This is a genomic window from Clostridium sartagoforme (assembly GCF_039521405.1).
GTDB lineage: Bacteria > Bacillota > Clostridia > Clostridiales > Clostridiaceae > Clostridium > Clostridium sartagoforme.
Map to the genome: position 1 here is coordinate 96,923 of NZ_BAAACH010000022.1, position 25,783 is coordinate 122,705.

Consider the following 25,783-nt stretch of genomic DNA (forward strand, 5'->3'; position numbering starts at 1 on the left):
GAATTGTTAGTATGTTATGAATATCACTGGTGTTCCAATAACTAAATATTCTCCTGTATCGTATTTAACAAATCCTATATTAACCTTATTACCATCATATAAATTTGCTTTTCCTACTGATCCATTATGAATATCCATTATTTCTAAAGTATCCTTATCTATATTGTTCTTTAGTATTTCTAAAAGATTCTGCTTTCGCTCTTCTATTATTTTTACCTTTATAAAATTAAAATATTTTATATTTTTCGCTGCAATATTTTGCATTTGATTTAATTCCTTCTTTAAATGAAAAGTATTAGCATTTTTATCATTATTTATATAGATTATTTGAACTTTTGTGTTTTCATTATCACTCCATACTAATGCTTTTATTTGTTTGGTTGAATCATCATAAATGATACTATTTCCATCAGTTTGTACATTTTTGTGAAAATTTAAATTGAAGTATTTTTCAATTCTAGAAATCTCTTTACTAATTGGTTGACTTACACTATATTCTACCTTAATTCCATTTTGAATAAATTCACTGCTTTCTTTAATTTGATTTTCTATAAAATCAAAATTATCTGAGGGTAACTCAGATTTAGTTGGAACTGCACCAATAACTATTAAAGATAAGACTATAGTAGATATCACCTTCATCATTTTCTTCATAATATCCCCCTACCTTTCAATTAAATTATTGTCCAGTTTATTTTTTTTTATTCAAAATTAATAGCTATAATATAATATATAAATTAAGTTGAAATTTGTGATTAATTGTCAGTATTTAGTCAATTGACAATTAACAATTAACAACTAACATTTTAATAATATTTTGCTAGGTAGAACTTAAACTATATGTGCAAACTACCTTTTATCCAAAAATCCTGCGAGAATTTCCTCTCTAACTTTTCCATATATTCTATTTCACTTTCACTTTACTCATTAACTGTTACTTGTTACCTAATATCCGTTACCTTGTGCAAAAAATTGAGAATTATACACTGTACACTACAAGATACTCAAAAAATATAAAAAAATAGAGGGATAAAAGAATTTATATTTCTTTCAGCCCTCTATTTTTTATAAATTTAATGATTAACACTTATAATATTAATTCTTGCATTAGCTCTTGCAAGTGCTCGCTTTGCTCTCTCTACATCTATATTTTTATTTTCTTTCAATCTTTTTTCAGCTCTATCCTTTGATTTTTCAGCTCTTTCTAGATCTATATCTGTAGGTCTTTCTGCAGCATCACAGCAAAACTTTAGCTCATTTTCTTTTATATAAATGATTCCTGACGATGTAAATACTTCTTCTTTTTTATCGCCATTTACTATAAGAGTTGAAGTTGGAATAGTACTTACTATTATCGGTGCATGATTTGCTTTAAATTCAATTTGCCCATCCTTAGTTAATGTAGTCAGTCTCTCAGCTTCCATCTTTATTGGAGCTTTTCCAGGAGCAATTATACTTACTTTGAAAGTCTTACTCATAAATTCATCCCCTATCTTAAGGTCTTAGCTTTTTCTATAGCTTCTTCTATAGACCCTACAAATAAGAATGCTGATTCTGGTAAATCATCATGCTTACCGTCTAAAATTTCTTTAAATCCTTTTACAGTTTCTTTTACTGGTACATATCTTCCTTGCATTCCTGTAAATTGCTCTGCAACTGTAAATGGTTGTGATAAGAACCTTTGAACTCTTCTTGCTCTAGCAACTACTTTTTTATCTTCATCTGATAATTCATCAACTCCAAGAATTGCAATTATGTCTTGTAGTTCTTTATATCTTTCTAAAATATTTTTAACTTCAGTAGCAACATCATAATGTTCTCTTCCAACAACTCTTGGATCTAATATTCTTGAGTTTGATTCTAATGGATCAACAGCTGGATATATTCCAAGTTCAGCTATACTTCTTGATAAAACTGTTGTTGCATCAAGGTGAGTGAATGTTGTTGCTGGTGCTGGATCTGTAAGGTCATCTGCTGGTACATATACTGCTTGAACAGATGTAATTGAGCCATTTTTTGTTGATGTTATTCTTTCTTGAAGAGCTCCCATTTCCGTTGCAAGAGTTGGCTGATATCCAACTGCTGAAGGAATTCTTCCTAATAATGCAGAAACTTCTGATCCTGCTTGTGTGAATCTGAATATATTATCTATAAATAAAAGAACATCTTGACCTTGATCTCTGAAGTATTCAGCCATAGTTAACCCAGTTAATGAAACTCTCATTCTAGCTCCTGGTGATTCATTCATTTGTCCGAATACTAAAGCTGTCTTGTCTATAACTCCAGACTCTTTCATTTCATAATATAAATCGTTACCTTCTCTTGATCTTTCTCCAACCCCTGTAAATACAGAAAGACCTCCATGTTCTTTTGCTATATTATTTATTAATTCTTGTATAAGAACTGTTTTACCAACTCCAGCTCCACCGAATAGACCTATCTTTCCACCTTTTTGATATGGAGCTAATAAATCTATAACTTTTATTCCTGTTTCAAACATTTGTGGTTCTAAAGATTGTTCCTTAAAACTTGGTGCTGGTCTATGAATTGGATACATTTCTTTAATATCTACATCTCCAGCATTATCAATAGGATGGCCAAGAACATTAAACACTCTTCCTAATACTTCTCTACCAACTGGAACAGATATACATCTTCCCATATCAGTAGCTTTCATTCCTCTTTTTAATCCATCAGTAGATTCCATAGCTATAGTTCTAACTATATCGTCTCCCATATGCTGTTCAACTTCTACTATTAGTAGTTTTTCTCCCATATCTATTCTAATCTCATTATAGATATTAGGAAGTCCATCTGAATCAAATTTTATATCTACTACTGGTCCAATTACTTGAACTACTTTTCCTATTCTCTCAGGCATAGTAATACCTCCTTACTATTTTTGAGCTTCTGCTCCTCCTACAATCTCTGATATCTCTTGTGTTATCATTCCTTGTCTTATTCTATTATACTTAAGATTTAAAGATTGCAATATATCATTGGCATTTTGCGTTGCTCCATCCATAGCAGTCATTCTAGCATTTTGTTCACTAACTTTTGAATGCAACATAGCTCTTCTTAATTTACTCTTAAAATATACATCTAAACTTGAATTTAAAACCTCTTCTAAACTAGGTTCAATTAATAATTGTTCTGACTTTATATTTTCCATTTCTATTGGGAATAGCTTTTCTATTTTTACTTCCTGCTTTATAGGAGATTTAAATTCTGTAAATACTATATTAACTTCACCTATTTCTCCAGTTTTAAACATATATAAAGCATCCTCATATATAGATCTTACTTCTTTTATTGTAGGTATGTCAGGAATTTCTACATATTCTCTAACTGTATCAAAGCCATATTTCCTCATATAAGAAATACCTTTGCTTCCTGCAACAACTATTCTAGCTGATTCTTTATCCTTAATCATTTCATTCATATTATTAGCTATATTCCCATTAAAGCCTCCACAAAGACCTGTATCAGAAGCTATAACAATATATAGTTTATCTAAATCTTTAGAAGCTTTTTTAAAGAAAGAACTTTCATATTCCTCTGGTAATGCTGACATTAGATTATATAATATCTCTTCACATAATTTATAGTGTTCTTCATTATCATTAAGCTCTTTCCTTGCTTTTCTAAGTTTAGAAGTGGCTACAAGATTCATAGCTTTTGTTATCTTTCTTGTACTTTCAACCGACTTTATTCTTCTCTTTATTTCTATAAGTCCTGCTGATCCCAAATTTCCACCTCCTAAAGAAGTGCATAGCTATTTAAGCTATGCATCTTGTAAGAATAATTTCTTAAACTCTACTATAGAGTTCTCTAATTCTATTTTTATTTCATCAGTTAATGATTTTACATCTACTATTTTCTTTAATAAATCTCTGTGGTGAGTATCCATATATTCTAAAAGTTCTCTCTCAAACTTTCTAACATCACTAACTTTTATATCTGATAAGAAATCTTTTACTATTGCATATAAAATCACAATTTGTTCTTCTACTTCCATAGGTGAGTATTGATCTTGCTTTAATACTTCTACCAGTCTCTTACCTTTTTCAAGCCTCTTTTTAGAATCTTTATCTAAATCCGAACCAAACTGAGCAAAAGATTCAAGCTCTCTATATTGAGCTAATTCAAGTCTTAACGTTCCTGAAACTTGTTTCATTGCCTTGATTTGAGCATTTCCACCAACTCTTGATACTGATATACCTGCATTAACTGCTGGTCTTTGTCCAGAGTGGAACAAATCAGATTCTAAGAATATTTGACCATCTGTTATTGATATAACATTAGTTGGTATATACGCAGTTACATCCCCTGCCAATGTTTCTATTATTGGAAGAGCTGTTAGGGATCCTCCTCCGTTTTCCTTAGATAACTTTGCAGCTCTTTCTAAAAGCCTTGAATGAATATAGAAAACATCTCCTGGATAAGCTTCTCTACCTGGTGGTCTTCTAAGTAGTAATGACATAGTCCTATAAGCTACTGCATGTTTAGAAAGGTCATCATATATTATAAGTACATCTTTTCCTTGATTCATAAAATACTCACCCATGCTACATCCTGCATAAGGAGCTAAATATTGTAACGGTGCTGATTCTGATGCTGTACCACTTACAACTATTGAATAATCTAAAGCTCCAAATTCCTCTAAGGTATTAACTATATTTGCAACCGTTGATTGTTTTTGTCCAATAGCAACATATATACAAATTACATCTTTACCTTTTTGATTTATTATTGTATCTAGAGCTATAGCCGTTTTACCTGTTTGTCTATCTCCAATTATAAGTTCTCTTTGTCCTTTTCCTATTGGAATCATAGAGTCTATTGCTTTTATTCCAGTTTGCAAAGGTTCCTTAACAGAGCTTCTATCTATAATACTAGGAGCTGGAACTTCTATAGGCCTATAACCCGAATTATTTATTGGTCCTTTACCATCTATTGGAGCTCCAAGTGAGTTAACTACTCTTCCTAATAACGCTTCTCCTACTGGTACTTCAACAATTTTATTTGTTCTTTTAACTATGTCGCCTTCTCTAATTCCCTCTTCTGATCCTAAAAGAACGCAACCTACATTATCTTGTTCTAAGTTTAAAGCCATACCATAAATATTGTTAGGGAATTCTAGTAATTCACCTTCCATACAATCATCTAATCCATAAACTCTTGCCACACCATCACCAATTTGTATTATAGTTCCTGAGTCTACAGTTTTTATTTCTTTTTCGTATCTTTCAATTTCCTTTTTAATTATGGAAGTTATTTCTTCAGGCTTAATATTCATACCTTCACCTCTATTCTGTTCTAAGCATTAATTCCTTTAGTTCCTCTAATTTAGATTTAACAGTTCCATCTATAACATCATTATTAATTCTTACATATATTCCACCAAGAATACTTTCATCAATAACTTGCTCTAATATAATATGCTTATTATATTTTTTTTCTAATGTAGCTATTAAATTATTAAACTCTTCTTCATTTAAGGGAACTGTAGTTTTTACTATACCATTTAGAGTGTTTTTTCTCTCTAAATCAATTTTTTCCATTTCTCTAAGTTTTTCTTTTAAATAAAGTATTCTATCTTTTTCTATAAGAATTAATAAAAATGATAATAATTCCTCATCTATATGACCTTTAAAAATATTTATAAAGGTCCTCTTTTTCTTTTTAGTACTGATTTGAGGGTGTTTAATTACTTCGTAGAATTCCTTATTTGTATCTATAAGACTGCATATTTCGCGTAAATCTTGTAGATACTGTTGAACTTTCCCTTTTTGTTCTGCTACTTCATATAGAGCTAGTGCATATCTACGGTCTAAATATTCATACATTATGAATTACCTACCTTAGTTATAAATTCTCCAATTAGCTCTCTATTCTTTTCTTCATCTATATTCTTTTCTATAACTTTTTTAGAAAGTTCGATAGCTAAATCTATAGCTTCTTTCTTTAATTGATATTCTACTTTTTCTTTTTCTCTATTTATTTCAACCTTAGCTCTTTCTAAAATGATTTTAGCTTCTTGATTTGCTTCTTCTACTATCTCATCATAAATCTTTTCAGCCTTTTGCTTATGTCTTTCTGTAATTAATTTCCCTTCTTCTCTAGCATTTTTTAATATTCTTTCATTTTCTATTGCTAACATTCTAGCTTTTTCAGCTTCTTCTTCAGCATTATCTAGTTGTTCATTGATAAGATTTTCCCGTTCATCAATAATAGCCTTAACTTTATCAAAAAACATATATTTTAAAACCACAAAAAGAATAATAAAGTTAATAATAGTAGCTATAAGGGTACTAGGGTTTATTTCCATTAACATATATTACTGCCTCCCTTCTGGAGCCCTAAGACACTATTTTAAAACAAATATTAAAAGAATTGATACTAATAATCCATAAATTGCAGTTGCTTCTGCGAAAGCAGCTCCAAGCATTAATGCAGTAGTGATTTTACCACTTGCTTCTGGTTGTCTTGATATTCCTTCTACAGCTTTAGCTGTTGCATTTCCTATTCCTATTGCTGCTCCTATACCTACTAATACTGCTATAGCAGCTGCTATTGCTCTCATTGATGTTGTGTCCATAATAAAAATCCTCCTTTAAAATAAAACAATATAATATTATATAATTAAAAATTGATATATAAGTTGTAATAAATACTCCACACTTAAATAAGTTTATAAAATCGTAACGGTGTAGATTATTAATTGAAACATATATATAAATACTTAAACAAAATTAGTGTTCTGAGTGTTCTGAATGTTCTGCGATCATTTTAATATTAATCATAGTTAACATTATAAATATAACTGTTTGAATACCACCATCAAAAATGTCAAAGTATGCATGTAATGGTACTGGTATTCCTATTTGAGCTATAAATCCTATATGGTGTAATGCCTCATAACATAATTCTACCAAGAATGTAGCTGCAAGAATATTACCAAATAATCTTAGTGACAATGATATTGGTAGCATTATTCTTTCTAATATATTTATTGGTGTAATTATAGCAATAGGGAATGTATACCCTTTAAAATAACTTTTAAATCCACACTTACGTATTGTATAAAATTGTACCATGTAAAATGTAATTAAGGCTAATCCTATTGTCACACTAAAGTTTTTTGTAGGTACAGGTAGTCCTACTAATCCAGTAAAGTTCATAAATAATAAGAATACTGCTAAACTCCCTATAAAAGGAATAAGCTCTAAAAATTCTTCTCCCATATTGGCAGTAACTACATTTTTTAACATAGTATATATATATTCTACTACAGCTTGTTTTTTATTAGGTCTAAGTTTCATATTTCTTGTTGCCCATATAGATACAATAGCTATTATTATAATAGTTATCCATTGAATTACCACCTCTGGAGCTAAATCAATCTTAATAGGTCCAATAACATAAGACCATATTGGTTCTAGTGGTTCCACCTAATCACTTCCTTTCCCCGTCTTTATCCAATAAAATATTATTACAGCAAAATGTAATATATAGCCTATAAGATATGTTATAAGTTGTATTAAATTATTCAAAAATGGCAATGCTATAATAATGATGATTAGTATTCTTATTATATAGCTGAGAATTAATATTGTTTTTTTGTCATTTTTTAATGAGTACTCTAAAATTAATCCGCTAGCTATAGTATTTAATAATGCTATCATTATCCCTAATGCAAAAATTAAGGCCACTTTTAAATCAATCAGAATAGATAATATAAGTGCAAAAATGAATACAATCATTAAATCATATTTTATTAATTTTGATACCATCTTATTCATTTCTCTACTCATCTTATCTTCACCTCGAACTAACTCTTGTTATTATAGTACTCTGAAAACATTAATGAAAATGTGATTTTAATTGATATAACCCTTTTAATAGCTATATTAGCTTGTTATAAGAAGTTATGTTGATTTTGCTTACTTCGATTCACTTTTGTTTACATTTTCTTAACATATAGCTAAATCAAAAGAATATTATTCATTTTTCAGAATATTTTAATTATTGAATTTATGTTTTTCCAGTCATGATATCATTTTCATATTAAGTTTTATATATATTTTTTTCCAACAATTGTATTTCTAGCCTTTTATAGCGCTAAAAAAAACTTACTTTTCTATTTATAAGTTATAATTATAATTATAAAAATGAATAAATAAATAAATGTTTATTCATTTTTATTTATTTTTTTAAAATTTTTGTTAATAAACATATATTAATAACTTTTTATTTATTGTTAGTTATTGTTACAAATAAAGTTATTTAATCACCTATTTATATAATATTGTTTTCTATTTCTTACTTTATAATTCATAAAAAATAAACTTTCGATATTTTATTATCGAAAGTTTATACAATTCATATTCTATTTTGACTATTTTCTTTCAACTATAAGTGCTGTTCCCATTCCTCCACCTATACATAAAGTTGCTAAACCCTTTTTAGCATCTCTTTTTTGCATTTCGTGTAGTAATGTAACCAATATTCTAGCACCTGATGCTCCTACTGGATGACCTAATGCAATAGCTCCTCCATTTACATTAACTTTATTCATGTCAAAGCTTAAGTCTTTTGCTACTGCTAAACTTTGTGCTGCAAATGCTTCATTAGCTTCTATTAAATCTAAATCTTCTATTTTTAAATTTGCTACTTCTAAAGCTTTCTTAGTTGCATGGAATGGACCATATCCCATTATTGATGGTTCTAATCCTCTTTGTCCATAAGAAACTATTTTAGCTAATGGAGTTATTCCTAATTCTTCTGCTTTTTCAGCGCTCATTACTACAAAAGCGGCAGCTCCGTCATTTATTCCTGATGCATTTGCAGCTGTCACTGTACCATCTTTTACAAAAGCTGGCTTTAATTTAGCCATTCCTTCAATTGTAGCTCCAAACCTTGGATATTCATCTGTATCGAAAATCTTCGGATCTCCTTTTCTTTGAGGAATAACTACCGGTACTATTTCATCTTTGAATCTTCCCTCTTTAATTGCTGCTTCTGCTTTTAATTGAGAATTAAGTGCAAATTGATCTTGCTCTTCTCTTGTTAAGTTCCACTCTTTAGCTATGTTTTCTGCTGTTACTCCCATATGATAATTATTAAATGCATCCCACAATGCATCATTTATCATAGAGTCAACCATTTTTCCATCTCCCATTCTTTGACCCCATCTTGATGTCTTTAATAGGTAAGGAGCTTGAGACATGTTTTCCATACCACCTGCCACAACTATATCTGCATCTCCAGCTTTTATCATTTGAGCTGCTAATGCAACTGTTCTTAATCCTGATCCACAAACTTTATTTATTGTCATTGCAGGAACTTCTACTGGTAATCCAGCCTTTACTGCTGCTTGTCTTGCAACATTTTGTCCAAGGCCTGCTTGAATTACATTACCCATTACTACTTCTTCTACTAATTCACCCTTTATACCTGCTTTAGCTACTGCTTCCTTTATTACTATTGCTCCTAAATCTGCTGCTGATACATCTTTTAAGCCCCCGCCGAAAGACCCAATAGCAGTTCTTACAGCGCTTGCAATTACTACTTCTCTCATAATTTACATCCTCCTCTATATAATTAAAATAATTTCATGTTTGTTAAACAATTAACATAATTTAATTATACCACTTTCTCCCTTTTAATCAACTAGAATTTCATCTTTTTATGATTTATCTTATAAATTCTTCAGTTTCTACCATTCTTATTGAAAAATAGTTCTCTATTATATCTGCAATTCTTCTTGATGCCAAACCATCCCCATATGGATTAGCCGCTTTACTCATTTTCATATACTCATCTTTGTTATTTATTAAATTATTAGCTTCTGTTACTATTTTATTAATATCTGTTCCAACTAATTTTACTGTTCCATATTCTACTGCCTCTGGCCTTTCTGTAACATCCCTAAGCACTAATACAGGTTTTCCTAGATGGGGAGCTTCTTCTTGTAGTCCGCCTGAATCTGTCATTACCATAAAACACTTATTCATTAAATTGTGAGTTTCGTTAGTGTCTAATGGAGGTAATAGATGCACTCTTTCTTTATTTCCTAATTTACTGTAAACAACATCTTTTACTACTGGGTTTAAATGAACTAAATATATAAGTTCAACATCTTTATTTTCATCAACTATTTTATTTAATGCTTCACAAATATTATCTATTCCTTCTCCCCAATTTTCTCTTCTATGGGCAGTTACCATTATTATTTTTTTGTTTTTAAAATCTATTTCATTTAATATGTCATTATCAAATATATAATCATCTTTAACTGTATGAGCCATAGCATCAATAACTGTATTTCCTGTTATATAAATATCATTCTCGCTTACGCCTTCTCTTAAAAGATTAGCTTTAGAGCCCTTTGTTGGTGCAAAATGTAAATCAGCTAAAGCTCCCGTAAGTTTTCTATTCATTTCTTCTGGAAATGGAAAATATTTATCAAATGTCCTAAGGCCTGCTTCTACGTGTCCAACTTTAATTTGTTGATAAAAAGCTGCAAGCGCGCCTGAAAATGTAGTAGTTGTATCTCCATGAACTAATATCATATCTGGTTTTTCCTGTATAAATATTTCTTCTAATCCCTCTAATACTTTATTAGTTATTCCTGTTAAAGTCTGCTTACTTTTCATAATATTTAAGTCAAAATCTGGTTTTATATCAAAGTAATCTAATACTTGGTCTAGCATTTCTCTATGTTGAGCTGTGACACAAACTTTAGAGTCTATTCCTTCCCTTTTTTCTAACTCTTTTACTAAAGGTGCCATTTTTATTGCCTCTGGCCTAGTTCCAAATATAGTTATTACCTTTTTTTTATTCATTTTAGGTTCCTCCTAATTAAATTATAAAATTATTATTTTTTCACTACTATATACTATTTCTATTTTACATAGTCTTTATTCAGTTCTATAATTTTAGTCTACAAATATGTAGTATATATAATTATACACTTTATACTTTACATAAACAAATTTTGATGTCTTTTTTAATATTATTTTAAGATAACGAAGTTCACATATATAGCTTTAATTATTATGTTACTCTTCTACAATTAAAATCAAATTTGCGTATCTTTATAATGCCTAATAAAAAATCATAAAAAATGAGCTGTTACTACAGCTCATTTCCAATTACATAATAATTACTTAGTTCCGAATAATCTATCCCCTGCATCTCCAAGTCCTGGGACTATGTATCCATGCTCATTTAACTTCTCATCAATTCCTGCAACATATATATCTACATCAGGATGAAGCTTTTGAACAAGTTCAATACCTTCTGGAGAACTTATTAAGCATACAAGTCTTAAATTCTTAGCTCCTCTTTTCTTTAGCATAGTTATAGCATCTGCAGCTGATCCTCCTGTTGCTAACATTGGATCTACTACTATTACATCTCTTTCTGCTATATCTTGTGGTAACTTGCAGAAGTATTCTACTGGTTGAAGAGTTTCTTCATCTCTATATAAACCTATGTGACCAACCTTAGCTGCTGGTATAAGCTTAAGCATACCGTCTACCATACCAAGCCCAGCTCTTAATATAGGAACTATAGCCACCTTCTTACCTGATAACATTTTGCATTTTGTTTTGCAAATTGGTGTTTCTATTTCTACTTCTTCTGTACTTAAATCTCTTGTTACTTCATAAGCCATAAGCATTGAAACTTCTTCTACCAATTCCCTGAAGTCTTTTGATCCTGTTTCCTTACTTCTTATAAAAGCTAATTTATGTAATATTAATGGGTGATCTATTTGTGTTACTTTACTCATTTATATTCCTCCTACGGCTATTTATTTTTATTATTTATAATATTTCTTTTCTATCTCTGTTATTTTATCAATTCTATTTTGATGTCTTCCACCTTCAAACTTTGTGTTCAAAAATGTTTTTACTATATCTAATGCTAATCCTGGTCCTACAACCCTTTGCCCTATAGTTAATATATTTGCATCATTATGTTCTCTTGTTGCATGTGCACTAAAGGTATCAGAGCATAGTGCTGCCCTAATTCCAGGAATCTTATTGGCTGCAATACCAATACCTATACCTGTTCCACATATTAGAATTCCAAAATCGAATTCTTTTGATGCTACTGCTTCTGCTACCAATATGGCGTAATCTGGATAATCACAAGATTCGTTGGAGTTAGTTCCAAAGTCTTTTGTTTCATAACCTGCTTCGAATAAGTATTTTTTTATTTCTTCTTTTAATTCGACTCCACCATGATCGCATCCAATTGCTATTTTCATAAAAATGTACCTCCTATCACTGTATTGGTAATTTTTTATAATAAAAAAGGAAAGGTTTCCCCCTCCCTCCCTAATTATACTTCTAATATGTCAAAGCCTGATGCTTTATTTAATCTATTCATTATAGCTAAACCTACCCCTTCTTCATCAAAAGCTTGACATAAAATAACATCTACGTTTAAATCATCGCACTCTCTAAGAGATTCAAATAGGTTTCTTGCTACATCGTATAGATTTTTTTCACTTCCTAAGGAAATTACTTTACCACTATTAAAATTACTACATAATTCATCTGTAGATAGTATTGCAACTTCTTTTTGATTTTCTATATAATTTTGTACTATTTCATTAATTTTTTCAATAGTTTTTTGCTTATTTCCTTTTATTATTTTCAATTTTGCCTTAGGTGCATAATGTCGATACTTCATTCCTGGCGCCTTTGGCCTTAGATTTTCATCTGGTTTTCCTTGTATTGCTTTATCTATCTTTATGCCCTTACAAACTTCTTGTAACATTTCTAAAGTTATTCCACCCGGCCTTAAGACCATAGGAGGATATACTGTACAGTCAACTATGGTTGATTCAACCCCAACATTGCTTTTTTCTCCTCCAAGTATATAGTCCACTTTTCCATTTAAATCCTCAATACAGCGTTCAACTTCAGTTGGACTAGGCCTTCCTGATATATTAGCCGATGGTGCTGCAATTGGATATCCTGATAACTCTATAAGTTTTAATGCAATATTACTATTTGGCATTCTTATACCTATTGTATCTAAATTTGCACTAGTTTCATTTGGAATTATGTCTTTTTTATTTAGTATTATTGTAAGAGGTCCTGGCCAGAATTTATCAATAAGCTTTTGTGCTACTTCGGGCACTTCACTTACTAAATAATTTATTTCTTTTGAAGATACATGCACTATCAAAGGATTATCTTGTGGTCTTCCTTTGGCTTTAAATATTTTTTCTACAGCTTTAGCATTTAAAGCATTTCCACCTAATCCATATACAGTTTCTGTTGGAAATGCAACAATTCCTCCATTATGTATAATCTTTGCCGCTTCAATTAAATATTCAATATCTTTATCAATATCTTTTATAATAGCTACCTTTGTTTCCAAAAGTTCTACCCTCTTTCTCTTTATATTTCTATTTGTTCTCTTGCTATTTTAATATTTTCTATAGCTGAAGCTGTATATGATGCTCGAACACAATTTTTATATATTTCATCTAATAAAATATATTTTTTAAGAGCACCTTTTCTTATAACTTGGAAATAATAAGTTTCTTCTGGATTAATCTTCTTTATTTTTAAATATTCTTCTGCAGCTTCTGGATATTTTTTAATAAATATCTTGCTTATAGGCTTCAAATACTTATTCCTGAATCTGGTCGTAGTCATAATTACTATATCCATATCTTCTCTAAATTTATCAGTATGAACAGAAATTACTTTATCACATAGTATAACAGACTCTTTAGAAAATAGTCCACTTTTAAATTTTAACTTATTATTTATACACGAAAACTTTAATCTGTGATAATTTAATTTACTTATACATGATATTATTATTAATACTTCTAAAACTAATAGATAAATCCATAAGAACATAGCTCTTATTTCTGCTAATAAAGCTACTAAAGGAAGTATTATAAATAGTATGAACATTAATATAAAGAATTGATTTTTGTGCTTTCTTTCCTTTTTTAATGCTTTATTTATTTTCATTCTTCCACCTACTTTAAAAGCCCTACATTATCAAATGCAAGGCTTTTTTATTAAATAGCGTCAGTATTTCCCATTTTTTTCATTTTTTCTGCTTGGTCAGCTGTAATTAATGCATTAATAACTTCATCTATATCACCATTCAAATATGATTCTAATTTATAAAGTGTTAATCCAATTCTATGGTCAGTAACTCTTCCTTGTGGGTAGTTATAAGTTCTTATTCTCTCACTTCTATCCCCTGAACCTACTTGGCTCTTTCTATCTTCTGCTATCCCAGCACTTCTTTCAGCTTCTGCAGCTTCATATAATCTAGACCTTAAAACCTTCATAGCTTTTTCTTTATTTTTTAATTGTGATTTTTCATCTTGACATGCAACAACAAGTCCTGATGGTAAATGTGTGATTCTTACTGCTGAATCTGTTGTATTAACGCATTGACCTCCATTACCTGAAGATCTATATACATCTATTCTTAAGTCTTTTTCGTTTATTTCTATTTCAACGTCATCAACTTCTGGTAATACAGCTACCGTTGCTGTAGATGTGTGAATTCTACCGCTTGATTCTGTATCTGGAACTCTTTGAACTCTATGAACTCCACTTTCATATTTAAGTTTAGAGTAAGCTCCTGAACCCTTAATCATAAATACTACTTCTTTAAATCCACCAATATCAGTTTCGTTAGCACTCATTAGTTCAACTGACCATCTTTGTGTTTCTGCATATCTTGTGTACATTCTAAATAGATTTGCTGCAAATAATGCTGCTTCATCTCCACCTGCACCACCTCTTATTTCTACAAAAACATTCTTATCATCATTTGGATCCTTAGGTAATAAAAGAATTTGTATATGATTTTCTAATTCTTCTTTTCTTGTTGCTAACAATGAAATTTCTTCTGAAAGCATTTCTCTCATTTCTTTATCGCTTTCTTCTGATAACATTTCTTTGTTTGCTTCTAAATCATCTGTAACTGTTCTATATTCTCTATATGCAGTAACTATAACTTCTAAATCAGCGTGCTCCTTACATAGCTTTCTCCATTCACTTTGGTTAGCCATTATTGAAGGATCTGATATCTTTACAGATAACTCATCATATTTATTTTCTATAAAAGCCAATTTATCTAATAACATAAATATCACTCCGTACTATATTTTTTAACATCTCCATATTATATCACAAGAGATAGAAACTTATCAATATTTAAAGTATCCCAGTAGAACTCTGTCTAATCCTGCCAAATCTTTTACTAACTTTATATTAGAAAATCCAGCTTCTTTCATTAACTCACTAACATCTTCTCCTTGATCATGACCAATTTCAAATGCTAATAACCCATTCTCTTTTAATACATACTTACTTTCTTTTATTATTCTTCTATAAAATATTAATCCATCGTCTCCACCATCTAAAGCTGTATGTGGTTCATATTTTTTAACATCATCCATTAAATTATCAATTTCATAGGCTTTAATGTATGGCGGATTAGATACTATTATACTATATTTCTTTTCTTCTTTTATTGCTTCTGATAACAAGTCGCTCTTTATAAAGAGAACCCTGTCTTCTAACCCATGCTTAACTATATTCTTTTTAGTTATCTTCCCTGGAATATTATAAAAATCAATTTCATCTACTCTTATTTTTTTTCTGTAAGATGCAATAGATATACCTATTGCTCCACTTCCTGAACATAAATCGCAGATTTCTATTTCATCATCTTCTCCTATAACTGATAATACTTCTTCAACTAATATTTCAGTGTCTCCTCTTGGTATTAAAACTCCTTCTTCTATATCAAAGTCTAATCCCATAAATTCTGTTTCACCTAAAATATATTTTATAGGCATTTTTCCTTTTCTTTTTTCTATTAAATTTAAGTATTCTTTTTCATCTTTAGCTGAAACTTCTTTTTCCCTATTTGTTATTATATATACCTTATCTTTTGCTAAAACATTACATAGTAATAATTGGGCGTCTAACATATATGTATCTATGTCTTCTGCTTTTAATATTTTTGATCCTATATCTAATAAATCTCCAATAGTCTTTTCTTTTGGCTTGATTCCTTCTGCACTCATAAGAGCTGCAATAGCAACCTCTATTTGATCATCATCTGGCTCCTTAGTTGTAAACTCTTGAAGTTTCAATCCTGGGTATGCTATTATTTTTGATAACTTATTGTCATTCTTGCCAAGCCATCTTATTAATTCATATGTTATTCCTGATACGAATGGAATTAGGACTATTCTAAGTATAAGTCTTTCAAAAAATCCTCCCCAACCAGTGAAGCTAAATATTATTATACTAACAAACATAATTAAAAATAAGAAATTTGTTCCACACCTTGGATGGAATCTACCAAACTTTCTTACATTTTCTACTGTTAATTCTTCTCCTGATTCATAACAGAATATTGATTTATGCTCAGCTCCATGATATTGAAATACTCTATATATGTCTTCCATCTTGCTTATAGAATACATATATATAAGTAATATTGCAATTCTAATTATAGCTTCGATTAAATTTAATGCTATTGCTGGCATAGTTAATCTCATGTTAAATAAAGAAGCTATCCCTGTTGGTAAAGCCACAAATAACCCTATAGCAATAAAAAAGGATAATATCATTGTTGCTCCTATTATTAAATCATTACTTTTATCTCCAAATTTATTTTTTAGCCATATTTCAAATTTTGATTCTATTTCATCTTCATCCTCAAAAAATGATGCTGAATAGTTTAATGTATTAATTCCTGTAATTAAAGAATCTAAAAGCACAAATATACCTCTAATAAATGGAATATTTAAAAATTTGTATTTTTTAGTTATAGGAATTATTTTCTTAAATTCTATCTTTATTTCTTTATCTGGAGTTCTAACAGCTGTAGCTTGACCTCTGCTTCCTCTCATCATAACACCTTCAATAACAGCTTGACCTCCAACCTCGCACTTTTTCATTCTACCACTCTTCCTATTTATAAATTATTTTTGTACTTAAAATAACAGTGCCCACATAAAGATTCATATTCTACATTGTCCACATTGTCTATAGCAATTTGTTCTCCTTCGAATACAAATCTATTATTAATTTTTCTTCCATTTAAAACTGCTTTTCTTCCACATTTACATATTGTCTTCATTTCCTCTATACTATGAGCAAGCAATAATAATCTGGTGCTTCCTTCAAAACCTTGCATTTTAAAATCTGTTCTTAAACCATAGCATATTACTGGTATATCTAAAACAATTGCTAATTCAAATAATTGATCTATTTGATTTGCCTTTAAAAATTGAACTTCATCTACTAAAATGCAATCTATATTCCCATTTTTTTCTTTATATTCTTTAACCTTTTCTAATACATCATCTTCATTATAAACAACTAAATCTACTTTTCTTTCAACACCTAATCTTGAAATTAATTTCTCTCCACCTTTCTTATCAGTATGAGGCTTCATCAATATAACCTTCATGCCTCTCTCTTCATAATTATAGGCTACTTGCATAAGATGTGTTGATTTTCCTGAATTCATAGCACCATATCTAAAATATAATTTACTCATAATACGTCTCCTTTTCATTAGATATATACTAAGATTATAGCATTTTACCTTATAACTAATCAAAGATATTTTATTATGTAATTATCTTGACTCAATTATTCTCCTATGATATACTCAAATGGTTATTTAAGTAGTCGAAAGAGGTGAAAAATATGAGAGAAGGCATACATCCAAAATACAACCACGAAGCTGTAGTTAAGTGTGCATGTGGAAATACTTTTACAACTGGTTCAGTTAAAGAAGAACTTAAAGTAGAAATATGCTCTAAATGCCACCCATTCTTCACTGGTAAACAAAAAATCATTGATGTTGGCGGAAGAGTTGACAAATTCAATAAGAGATTTAATCTTAACAAATAGAAATTCTGGGAAAGACATTGTCTTTCCCATTTTTTCTTTACTATCTTTATTTTCTTAATTTTTTCTTCAGTTTCTTAAATTTATCTTAGATTTTTTCTTTTTTATACTTTATTTTAAAATTTATATTATAATATAATAGTAATTATTTATTGTCATAAATTTCAAAACTATTTTAATTTCTATTAAAAATATATTATGTTATTTAGAAAAGTGAGTGTTATATAATCATGAAGAAAATTTTAATAATATCAACTTCTACGGGTGAGGGTCATAATCAAGCTGCAAATTCTATATCTGGAAATTTTGAAAAATCTGGATATGAAGTTATACGCCATGATTTTTTGAAAAATAATAGTAAGATTTTGACCAAATTATTTATTAGCGGATATGAGATATCTGCTTCATTTTTCCCTAAGACATATGGATTAGCCTATAAACTTACTGATACTGGATTTACAAATAAACTATTATCTCTTGTATTTTTCTTTACTAAAAGAAAAATATCAAAATTAATAAATTCAATAAATCCAGATATAATTTTAATTACTCATCCATTTGCTGTAAACATAATGGGATCACTAAAGAAAAAAGGCTTAAATAAACCTGTAATTGTTATAGTAACAGATTTTAAAGCTCATTCAACATATATAGATAAAAATATTGATGCTTATATAACTGCAAGTGAAAATACAAAAGAAAATTTAGCAAGCAGAGGAATAGATTCTAGAAGAATATTCTCTTTCGGTATTCCTGTAAAAGATGAATTCTTAGAAAATAAATCTGATATTAAAACTGCTAAAAATGATGATTATTTTAATATTTTATTAATGAGTGGAAGTATGGGATTAAAAAATATTTCTTATGTTTTAAAAGAATTATTGAATAATTCTCATAAACTCAGAATAACGGTAGTTTGTGGTAAAAATGAAAAGCTTAAGAATAACTTATTAAACGAATATAGCCATTCAATGAAAGATAAAAAACTACATATATTAGGTTTTTCAAAAGATATCGATTCATTAATGGAATATTCTGACTTGATAATAAGTAAACCTGGTGGTTTAACTGTTACTGAAGCTATAACAAAAAACTTACCTTTATTAATTCCATTTGCCATTCCAGGACAAGAAACTCAGAATGTAGAATTCTTAACTTCTAATGGATATGCTATATATGTAGACAATCTTTTAGAGTTAAATTTCAAAATAGATAATTTGATTTCAAATCCTAAAGAATTAGAAAAAATGCGTTTTAAGTTATCTAAAATATCATCTTGTTATTCTAAAGAAAAGATAGTTAAATTAGCTAACCAACTAATAAATAAATAGGGAAAAGTGAAAGAGTGAATAGGGAAAAAGTGAAGGATAAAATCCTTGCGGGATTTTTGAATAAAAGGTGCTTTACATCTATATATTTCAAGTTTTGCAGGGCAAAACATCCTCAACTTTTTACTCTTTCACTCTTAACTTTTCACTAATAAATTGCTTCGCAAAATATTACTTTCTCTCTATTTCACTCTTGCTAAATATGTTAATAAATTCTTTGTTACTTTTTGTTTTTGAAAGCATATTTATTAATTTTTCAGTTACATTCTCTACGTTTCCATCTCTATACATTACTCTTCTAATAGCATATGAAACTTCTTTTTCTTCATTAGATAATATTAAGTCTTCTTTTCTTGTACCTGATTTATAAATATCTATAGCTGGGAATATTCTTCTTTCTTGAAGTTTTCTATCTAAATGAACTTCCATATTTCCAGTTCCTTTAAACTCTTCAAATATCATATCATCCATTCTTGAGCCTGTATCTACTAAAGCTGTAGCAAGTATTGTTAAACTTCCACCCTCTTCAATATTTCTAGCTGCTCCAAAGAATTTTTTAGGCATTATTAGTGCTCCAGGATCTAAACCACCTGATAGAGTTCTACCTGTTGGAGTTATTGTTAAGTTATAAGCTCTTGATAGCCTTGTTAAGCTATCTAGTAGTATAACTACATCTTTTCCTTGCTCTACCATTCTTTTGGCTCTTTCTAGTACCATTTGAGAAACTTTTGCATGATTTTGAGGCTCTTCGTCAAAAGTTGAATAAATAACATCACCATTTATAGATCTTTTCATGTCAGTTACTTCTTCTGGTCTTTCATCTATAAGCAATACTATAAGTTTAATATCGGGATAGTTTTTAGAGATATTTTGAGCAACTTTTTTTAATAAAGTTGTTTTACCTGCTTTAGGAGGGGCTACTATTATTCCTCTTTGTCCTTTACCTATAGGACAAATTATATCCATTAATCTTGAAGATAAATCTCCTTCATCATTAGTTTCTAAATGTAGCCTTTCTTGAGGATAAATAGGTGTTAATGTCTCAAAGGACTGTCTTCTAACAGCTCGCTCAGGATTTTCGCCATTTACTCTCTCGACAAAAAGTAGAGCCTTAAATTTTTCACCATCTTTTGCTTCTCTTACTTTTCCTTCTACTTCATCACCAGTCCTAAGATTGAATCTTCTTATTTGAGATGGAGATACATAAATATCATTTTCACCTGTTTGATAGTTGTTACATCTTAAAAATCCAAAACTATTATTTTCTAATATCTCTAAAACACCTTTAGCGCTATTAGATTCATTTATCATAACTTTTAGTCTTTCTCTTTTTTCTTCTTTATTTTCTTCCTTTACTTCTGTAGTTACAGTATTACTAACTTCTTCTACATTCACCTTAGGAGTTATTTTTTCTTGTAATACAACTCCATTTTTTTCTATACTCTTAGGAGTATTTTCAATTATTGCATCTATAAGTTCATTTTTTTTAAGTTTACTTATATTTTTTATATTAATTTCTTTAGCAATTTCTTTTAACTCAGCTAATGTTTTTCTTTCATACATTTCTTTAGTCAAAATTACACCTCCATATAATATTTTCATTTATAAATTAATTATGACTATATATTCATAATAAAAATAAATTTTTTAAATTTAAATAATTCCTAGTTGGGATATTTTCAGATATAAATATTTAAGATATGAATCTCGCAGACTTTATATATGTATCTATATTATGAATTAATAAAAGCAATTTATCAAGATTAATTTAATTTATTATATTTCTATTATTTCCCAAATACCATTTTTAATACAACTTTATAAATTGTGAAGTAATTTTTTAGTGAGAATTTAATAGTGAAAAGGTGAAAGGTTAAGGATGTTTTGCTTTGCAAAATAAAATAAAGGAGCTGCATAAAATCAGCCCCTAGATTTAAGTATTAACTTATTTTTTCTTCATTTTTCTTTTTAAACATCATATAACCTATACCAGACATTAGCATAGCAAATATTAATACATTTGCAGAATCTTGTCCACCTGTGTTTGGTAAGTTATTTTGATTATTTGTGTTACCTTGATTGTTATTTGCTCCTCCTGGATTTGTATTATCTCCTGGAATTATAACTTCACCTTTAGTATCATCTACTCCAGCTATTAATAGATTTGATATCTTTGTATCTACTCCATTTGCTTTCCAGTAGTTAGTAATTTCATCTCTCATTACAAGCATTGTATCTTTCATATTTTTAGCATTTCTAAAGTTATATCCATCTCCACCAGTTGCCATAAAATCATTAACTACAACTGTATAATATTTATTCATATCTAATGGAGTTCCATCTTCTAATCTAATTGAAGTAATTCTCTCTCCAGCTTTAGCTTCTTTATCATACCAAACTTTTATTCCTGAGAATTGTCCCCATCCAAAGTTTTCTGGCATAATTCCATGTTCTATCGCAGCTTTTACATCTGAACCCTTTAATTCCATAGTTACTAATGTATTATCAAATGGTAGTATTGTATATAAATCTCCAATTGTTAATACTCCTGCTGATAATGGAGCTCTTACTCCTCCACCATTAGTTATTGCAATATCTACACCAGTAATTTTTCGCATTGTCTCTGAAACAACTGTTCCCAACGGAGTAAGGCCTTCATTTCTATCATGAGATAAATCCTTATCTAAATCTGCTACCTTTTCACTTAATATTGGTAATAATTCAGCTTCATATTTCTTAACTATATCTGCTGAAGTCTTATCTGGTACTATGCTAGCACTTCTTAAGTGAAGTTCATCTAATTTAGCTCCAAGTGAAGTTAATTTTCCTGCATTATCAAAGTCAAAGGTTAATACTGATAAAGCCCTACCATTATATCCAGCTTCAATTATCTTAACTCCATTAACTTCAACATTTGTAAATTTATGATCATGAGCTGCTATAATTGCATCAACATTTTTAACTTTATTAGCTAAATCTACAGCTTCTCCAACAGGCTTTTTATCCTTATCTGTTGTTGCTCCTAAGTGTGATAATACAACTACTGCATTAACTTTGTCTTCATTTCTTAATTTATCAGTATATTTTTGAACTGATATTGATGGATCTTCGAATATTAAGTCAGCAACATTTGCTGGTGTTGTCTTATAAGCTGTTTCAGGTGTTGTAACACCTATTAATCCAATTTTAATTCCATCAACTTCAATAATTTTATAAGGTTTTGCCCATTCAACAGGTTTTCCTGTTTTCTTATCTATAATATTAGCAGCCAAGAAATCAAAGTTACCTTTTTCTGCCCATGTAGGAATTAATTCTTTTCCCCAGTCAAATTCATGATTTCCAATTGAAGATGCAGGTATGTTTATATCCTTCAAGAATTCACTCACTGGAGCACCCTTAGTAAGATTTGATATTGCTGTACCTTGGTATAAGTCTCCAGCTGATAGTGGTATAGCTTCATAATTAGAGAATCCATTTAATGAAGTTCTTTCCTTTATTGCTGATGCTAGCTTAGCTATTCCAACATTTTTACCACTTTCTTGTACATTTCCATGTAAATCATTAAAGCTTACTAATTCAACTCTTTTAATATTTTTATTTACTAAAAGTCCTAGGTTATTAGCCTCTAAAAGCTCTTTTAGATCATTTATAGTTAAACTTTTTACATTAGGAGTTCTTCCATCTTCTGATACGGGTATTTTAAGGGCTCCATCATTAACTAACTTAACAACTTCCGCTCTTAGAGTTTCATCATAATTAACCCCTGTTAATTTCCAGTTGTTGTCAATATTTCTAGTAATACTTCCACTTTTAACTTCGGTTATATAATCTATAATTAAATCTCTCATATCTGATATAGTGTCATTGTTTGTATCATAGATTTTTTCATGAGTTCCAGGTTCAAAAACAGAGTTTTCAGGTGCATTAAGAACTGAGTCATATCTATAGTTATTTACTGATAAATAAACTACATCATTATCTTCAACAACTTTTCCATCCTTTTCAAACTTAACATTTTCAATTCTACTTCCAGCTGGCTTAGAAATATTTATTTCGTAGCTTATTCCATCAAACATGTCATATTGATATAATCTAATATTTTCGTCTAATGATACAGTTAAATCTCCTGGTTTAAATGTATTATATATTGATGATGTCCATTCCATAAATCTCTTAAGTTGCTTTCCATTTGTTTTTATTGTGTAAAGCTTATTATCATATTTATATATATTAGAAATATCTGATCTCTTAATATCTCCAGACTTCATATTTGATGTTGCATCAAATAAAGCTGCTGCTGAAACTTGATATCCAGTATTAACATCTATTCCTTTTGACTCTAGATGCTTTTTACTATTATATAATTGAACTTCATTTACTAAGTCAGTTATTCCTTGATCTCTTACTAGTGATTCTGGAATATCTGCTATTTCATTTTTATCGGCTAAATCCTTTCCTTCTAATGTACCAATTACTACACTTGCATCGGCTTTAGCTCTTTGGTCATATCCACTTAATTTACTTGCTAAATCTGCATCTTCTGCTATACCTTTTGTGTTTAAAAATTCTACTTTTTTCTCTACTATTTCATAGCCTGTGCCATTAGTTTGAAGTCTTACTTCTACTTTTCCTAATTTTCCACCATTATTTGTTGGTTGTATTAAAACAGCATTACCCGCAGTTTTATTTTTATCAGCATCATGGCTATGACCCATTATGACAACGTCTACATCGGGATTATTTATAGCTACTTCTTTTGCTGAATCTCCATTACCATATTCACTATCAAAACCCATGTGTGCTGTAACTACATATACATCTGCACCGCCAGCTGCCTTTATTTCTTCAATAACTTTTGCAACTTCTTGTGATGGATTAGTAGGTGTATAGCCAACTAAATTTGGTCCATCCCATTTAGTAATATGTGGTGTAACAACACCTATTGTTGCAACTTTTATCCCATTAGCTAAAGTTTCCATATTATATGCATCAAATACTCTTTGATTATCTTTATAAAGATTTGCGCATAATACAGATATTTCTGCTTTTTCTGCTTGTTCTGCTATTTGAAATAGCTTATCCATTCCAAAATTAAACTCATGGTTTCCAAGGTTATAAGAATTATATCCTATTTCACCCATACCTAGTACCATTGGGTTAAATTCGTCTTCCAAAAATAGATGATTATAGTTTCCTTGAATAGTGTCCCCATTGTCAACAAGAACAGTATTAGGATTATTTGCTCTTTGTTGGGCTACTAGTGTAGCTATTTGAGTTAGACCTCCATCTGATCTTGTAGCTCTAGCATATTCGTATGGAGCAAATCTTCCATGCAAATCGGTAGTTGCAAGAATTTGAATTGTTTTTGTTGATAGTTCTTCTGCTGTCGCTTTTACTAAATTCATTGGTAGATTTCCAATAACAAAAGTAAAAGCTAAAACTGAAGCTAAGAATTTTTTTAGGTTTCCCTTAATTCTCATTTTACCCCTCCTAATATTTGTTTTATGTTATTTTTAATAATAACCATTAAAAATAGACATCTAAAGTATTTAGATATAAATTATAATATCTGTTGCTAATACTTAAGATGTCTTCATTGTAAAGTAACTTTAAAAATTGTTAATGACCATACCCTATGATTTAAAATATAATATACTATTTTCTAGTGCTATTATTCCAGTCACTTAAAAACTTTTCTATTCCAATATCTGTTAATGGATTTTTGCTCATCTGAACTAATACGTTGTAAGGAATAGTTGCTATATGCGCTCCAGCCAATGCTGCTTCTATACTGTGTATAGGATTTCTAACACTTGCAGCTATAATTTCTGTATCTATATCATGTATTTTGAAAACTGATGCAATTTCTTTTATCAGCTCTATTCCCTTACTTCCAATATCATCTACTCTGCCTATGAAAGGGCTTACATAAGTAGCGCCAGCTCTAGCAGCTAATAATGCTTGAGCAGTAGAGAAAACTAAGGTTACATTAGTTTTTATTCCTTTTGATGATAGTACATTTACTGCCTTTAATCCTTCTATAGTCATTGGGATCTTAATAACTATATTAGGATGAATTTTTGATAATTCAACACCTTCATCTATCATTTCCTCATGTTTCAAGCTAATTACCTCTGCACTTATAGGCCCATCAACTATTGTAGTTATTTCCTTTATTACTTCTTTGAAGTCTCTTCCTTCTTTAGCTATTAAAGATGGATTTGTAGTAACCCCACAAATAACTCCCATATCATTTGCAGATATAATTTCATCTACATTTGCTGTATCTATAAATATCTTCATAACTCAAGTCCCCCTATATAATTCTTTAATATTTTAGTAGAAATTCATTCTTTGAATGAATTTCTACATTAATTACTTAACTTTTAACTTTTCTCTTTTAACTAAAATCCTATCTCTTACCAGCATCAAATGGCTCTCCAGAAGCCTTTGGTGCTTGAGATGATTTAGAGAATAATACTAATGCTATTAAAGTAACAATATATGGGAATATCT

Annotated in this window: 24 protein-coding genes and 1 pseudogene; 2 read left to right on the forward strand and 23 right to left on the reverse strand. The window is 29.5% G+C overall.

Translation table 11 applies throughout. The features are described 5' to 3' along the window. Window positions 1-6 precede the first annotated feature (6 nt). The 19 genes from ABDZ60_RS10635 to ABDZ60_RS10725 form a co-directional block, all read right to left on the reverse strand. Window positions 7-654: a hypothetical protein gene (locus tag ABDZ60_RS10635; RefSeq protein ID WP_016208044.1), complete on the reverse strand. Its 648-nt coding sequence runs from the start codon at window positions 652-654 to the stop codon at window positions 7-9. A 419-nt stretch (window positions 655-1,073) separates the two neighbouring features. Next, a complete protein-coding gene (locus ABDZ60_RS10640) occupies window positions 1,074-1,478 on the reverse strand; it encodes an ATP synthase delta/epsilon chain alpha-helix domain-containing protein (RefSeq protein ID WP_343778022.1) in 405 nt (134 codons plus the stop codon). An 11-nt stretch (window positions 1,479-1,489) separates the two neighbouring features. Continuing rightward, entirely contained in the window at window positions 1,490-2,881 is a 1,392-nt protein-coding gene (gene atpD / locus ABDZ60_RS10645) for a F0F1 ATP synthase subunit beta (RefSeq protein ID WP_016208046.1), read from the reverse strand. Window positions 2,882-2,896: 15 nt separating this feature from the next. Continuing rightward, on the reverse strand, window positions 2,897-3,748 hold the full coding sequence (atpG, locus tag ABDZ60_RS10650) for an ATP synthase F1 subunit gamma (RefSeq protein ID WP_016208047.1): 852 nt from the start codon (window positions 3,746-3,748) through the stop codon (window positions 2,897-2,899). 36 nt (window positions 3,749-3,784) lie between these two features. Further along, window positions 3,785-5,299 carry a F0F1 ATP synthase subunit alpha gene (atpA, locus tag ABDZ60_RS10655; protein ID WP_047000234.1) on the reverse strand — a complete coding sequence of 505 codons (1,515 nt, stop codon included), beginning with the start codon at window positions 5,297-5,299 and terminating at the stop codon, window positions 3,785-3,787. A gap of 10 nt (window positions 5,300-5,309) precedes the next feature. After that, a complete protein-coding gene (locus ABDZ60_RS10660; RefSeq protein ID WP_343778026.1) occupies window positions 5,310-5,849 on the reverse strand; it encodes a F0F1 ATP synthase subunit delta in 540 nt (179 codons plus the stop codon). Then, window positions 5,849-6,331: a F0F1 ATP synthase subunit B gene (locus ABDZ60_RS10665; protein ID WP_343778055.1), complete on the reverse strand. Its 483-nt coding sequence runs from the start codon at window positions 6,329-6,331 to the stop codon at window positions 5,849-5,851. The genes ABDZ60_RS10660 and ABDZ60_RS10665 overlap by 1 nt, the downstream gene beginning before the upstream one ends. A 39-nt stretch (window positions 6,332-6,370) precedes the next feature. Beyond that, the gene (gene atpE / locus ABDZ60_RS10670; protein WP_016208052.1) at window positions 6,371-6,601 is read right to left on the reverse strand and encodes an ATP synthase F0 subunit C; all 231 of its coding nucleotides are present in this window, start codon (window positions 6,599-6,601) and stop codon (window positions 6,371-6,373) included. 154 nt (window positions 6,602-6,755) lie between these two features. Next, window positions 6,756-7,454, reverse strand: coding sequence for a F0F1 ATP synthase subunit A (locus tag ABDZ60_RS10675; protein WP_343778028.1), 699 nt, complete (start codon window positions 7,452-7,454; stop codon window positions 6,756-6,758). After that, window positions 7,455-7,817: an ATP synthase subunit I gene (locus tag ABDZ60_RS10680; protein ID WP_343778030.1), complete on the reverse strand. Its 363-nt coding sequence runs from the start codon at window positions 7,815-7,817 to the stop codon at window positions 7,455-7,457. Window positions 7,818-8,401: 584 nt separating this feature from the next. After that, window positions 8,402-9,583 (reverse strand): acetyl-CoA C-acetyltransferase, encoded by a 1,182-nt coding sequence (locus ABDZ60_RS10685; protein ID WP_343778033.1) that lies wholly within the window; start codon window positions 9,581-9,583, stop codon window positions 8,402-8,404. Window positions 9,584-9,698: 115 nt separating this feature from the next. Next, entirely contained in the window at window positions 9,699-10,850 is a 1,152-nt protein-coding gene (wecB, locus tag ABDZ60_RS10690; protein WP_047000228.1) for a non-hydrolyzing UDP-N-acetylglucosamine 2-epimerase, read from the reverse strand. Between the two features lie 320 nt (window positions 10,851-11,170). Next, window positions 11,171-11,800 (reverse strand): uracil phosphoribosyltransferase, encoded by a 630-nt coding sequence (gene upp / locus ABDZ60_RS10695; protein WP_016209112.1) that lies wholly within the window; start codon window positions 11,798-11,800, stop codon window positions 11,171-11,173. Window positions 11,801-11,830: 30 nt separating this feature from the next. After that, the gene (gene rpiB / locus ABDZ60_RS10700; RefSeq protein WP_016209113.1) at window positions 11,831-12,280 is read right to left on the reverse strand and encodes a ribose 5-phosphate isomerase B; all 450 of its coding nucleotides are present in this window, start codon (window positions 12,278-12,280) and stop codon (window positions 11,831-11,833) included. A 74-nt stretch (window positions 12,281-12,354) separates the two neighbouring features. After that, a complete protein-coding gene (locus ABDZ60_RS10705; RefSeq protein WP_016209114.1) occupies window positions 12,355-13,404 on the reverse strand; it encodes an L-threonylcarbamoyladenylate synthase in 1,050 nt (349 codons plus the stop codon). A gap of 20 nt (window positions 13,405-13,424) precedes the next feature. After that, a complete protein-coding gene (locus tag ABDZ60_RS10710; protein WP_016209115.1) occupies window positions 13,425-14,012 on the reverse strand; it encodes a hypothetical protein in 588 nt (195 codons plus the stop codon). Between the two features lie 50 nt (window positions 14,013-14,062). Next, the gene (prfA, locus tag ABDZ60_RS10715; RefSeq protein ID WP_343778039.1) at window positions 14,063-15,148 is read right to left on the reverse strand and encodes a peptide chain release factor 1; all 1,086 of its coding nucleotides are present in this window, start codon (window positions 15,146-15,148) and stop codon (window positions 14,063-14,065) included. Window positions 15,149-15,211: 63 nt separating this feature from the next. After that, on the reverse strand, window positions 15,212-16,978 hold the full coding sequence (gene prmC / locus ABDZ60_RS10720; RefSeq protein ID WP_343778041.1) for a peptide chain release factor N(5)-glutamine methyltransferase: 1,767 nt from the start codon (window positions 16,976-16,978) through the stop codon (window positions 15,212-15,214). Between the two features lie 17 nt (window positions 16,979-16,995). After that, a complete protein-coding gene (locus tag ABDZ60_RS10725; RefSeq protein WP_016209118.1) occupies window positions 16,996-17,583 on the reverse strand; it encodes a thymidine kinase in 588 nt (195 codons plus the stop codon). 152 nt (window positions 17,584-17,735) lie between these two features. On the opposite strand from ABDZ60_RS10725, the gene rpmE reads away from it, so the two are divergent. Together rpmE and ABDZ60_RS10735 are read left to right on the forward strand one after the other, a co-directional pair. Continuing rightward, window positions 17,736-17,942, forward strand: coding sequence for a 50S ribosomal protein L31 (gene rpmE, locus ABDZ60_RS10730; protein WP_016209119.1), 207 nt, complete (start codon window positions 17,736-17,738; stop codon window positions 17,940-17,942). A gap of 227 nt (window positions 17,943-18,169) precedes the next feature. After that, window positions 18,170-19,270, forward strand: coding sequence for an MGDG synthase family glycosyltransferase (locus ABDZ60_RS10735; protein WP_343778045.1), 1,101 nt, complete (start codon window positions 18,170-18,172; stop codon window positions 19,268-19,270). Window positions 19,271-19,438: 168 nt separating this feature from the next. Here ABDZ60_RS10735 and rho read toward each other — a convergent pair whose 3' ends face one another. From rho to ABDZ60_RS10755, 4 genes and pseudogenes are all read right to left on the reverse strand, one after another. Then, a complete protein-coding gene (rho, locus tag ABDZ60_RS10740; protein ID WP_343778047.1) occupies window positions 19,439-20,842 on the reverse strand; it encodes a transcription termination factor Rho in 1,404 nt (467 codons plus the stop codon). 365 nt (window positions 20,843-21,207) lie between these two features. Further along, entirely contained in the window at window positions 21,208-24,747 is a 3,540-nt protein-coding gene (locus ABDZ60_RS10745; RefSeq protein WP_343778049.1) for a 5'-nucleotidase C-terminal domain-containing protein, read from the reverse strand. A 175-nt stretch (window positions 24,748-24,922) separates the two neighbouring features. Then, a complete protein-coding gene (gene fsa / locus ABDZ60_RS10750; protein WP_047000222.1) occupies window positions 24,923-25,570 on the reverse strand; it encodes a fructose-6-phosphate aldolase in 648 nt (215 codons plus the stop codon). Between the two features lie 109 nt (window positions 25,571-25,679). Further along, window positions 25,680-25,783, reverse strand: a pseudogene (locus ABDZ60_RS10755) (ABC transporter permease); the annotation flags it as partial.

What these genes read in the sequence shown, in the direction of transcription:
- ABDZ60_RS10635 (WP_016208044.1), bottom strand. Translation starts at nt 654, where the DNA reads ATGAAGAAAATGATGAAGGTGATATCTACTATAGTCTTATCTTTAATA.
- ABDZ60_RS10640 (WP_343778022.1), bottom strand. Translation starts at nt 1,478, where the DNA reads ATGAGTAAGACTTTCAAAGTAAGTATAATTGCTCCTGGAAAAGCTCCA.
- atpD (WP_016208046.1), bottom strand. Translation starts at nt 2,881, where the DNA reads ATGCCTGAGAGAATAGGAAAAGTAGTTCAAGTAATTGGACCAGTAGTA.
- atpA (WP_047000234.1), bottom strand. Translation starts at nt 5,299, where the DNA reads ATGAATATTAAGCCTGAAGAAATAACTTCCATAATTAAAAAGGAAATT.
- ABDZ60_RS10660 (WP_343778026.1), bottom strand. Translation starts at nt 5,849, where the DNA reads ATGTATGAATATTTAGACCGTAGATATGCACTAGCTCTATATGAAGTA.
- ABDZ60_RS10665 (WP_343778055.1), bottom strand. Translation starts at nt 6,331, where the DNA reads ATGGAAATAAACCCTAGTACCCTTATAGCTACTATTATTAACTTTATT.
- atpE (WP_016208052.1), bottom strand. Translation starts at nt 6,601, where the DNA reads ATGGACACAACATCAATGAGAGCAATAGCAGCTGCTATAGCAGTATTA.
- ABDZ60_RS10680 (WP_343778030.1), bottom strand. Translation starts at nt 7,817, where the DNA reads ATGAGTAGAGAAATGAATAAGATGGTATCAAAATTAATAAAATATGAT.
- ABDZ60_RS10685 (WP_343778033.1), bottom strand. Translation starts at nt 9,583, where the DNA reads ATGAGAGAAGTAGTAATTGCAAGCGCTGTAAGAACTGCTATTGGGTCT.
- wecB (WP_047000228.1), bottom strand. Translation starts at nt 10,850, where the DNA reads ATGAATAAAAAAAAGGTAATAACTATATTTGGAACTAGGCCAGAGGCA.
- upp (WP_016209112.1), bottom strand. Translation starts at nt 11,800, where the DNA reads ATGAGTAAAGTAACACAAATAGATCACCCATTAATATTACATAAATTA.
- rpiB (WP_016209113.1), bottom strand. Translation starts at nt 12,280, where the DNA reads ATGAAAATAGCAATTGGATGCGATCATGGTGGAGTCGAATTAAAAGAA.
- ABDZ60_RS10710 (WP_016209115.1), bottom strand. Translation starts at nt 14,012, where the DNA reads ATGAAAATAAATAAAGCATTAAAAAAGGAAAGAAAGCACAAAAATCAA.
- prfA (WP_343778039.1), bottom strand. Translation starts at nt 15,148, where the DNA reads ATGTTATTAGATAAATTGGCTTTTATAGAAAATAAATATGATGAGTTA.
- prmC (WP_343778041.1), bottom strand. Translation starts at nt 16,978, where the DNA reads ATGAAAAAGTGCGAGGTTGGAGGTCAAGCTGTTATTGAAGGTGTTATG.
- ABDZ60_RS10725 (WP_016209118.1), bottom strand. Translation starts at nt 17,583, where the DNA reads ATGAGTAAATTATATTTTAGATATGGTGCTATGAATTCAGGAAAATCA.
- rpmE (WP_016209119.1), top strand. Translation starts at nt 17,736, where the DNA reads ATGAGAGAAGGCATACATCCAAAATACAACCACGAAGCTGTAGTTAAG.
- ABDZ60_RS10735 (WP_343778045.1), top strand. Translation starts at nt 18,170, where the DNA reads ATGAAGAAAATTTTAATAATATCAACTTCTACGGGTGAGGGTCATAAT.
- ABDZ60_RS10745 (WP_343778049.1), bottom strand. Translation starts at nt 24,747, where the DNA reads ATGAGAATTAAGGGAAACCTAAAAAAATTCTTAGCTTCAGTTTTAGCT.
- fsa (WP_047000222.1), bottom strand. Translation starts at nt 25,570, where the DNA reads ATGAAGATATTTATAGATACAGCAAATGTAGATGAAATTATATCTGCA.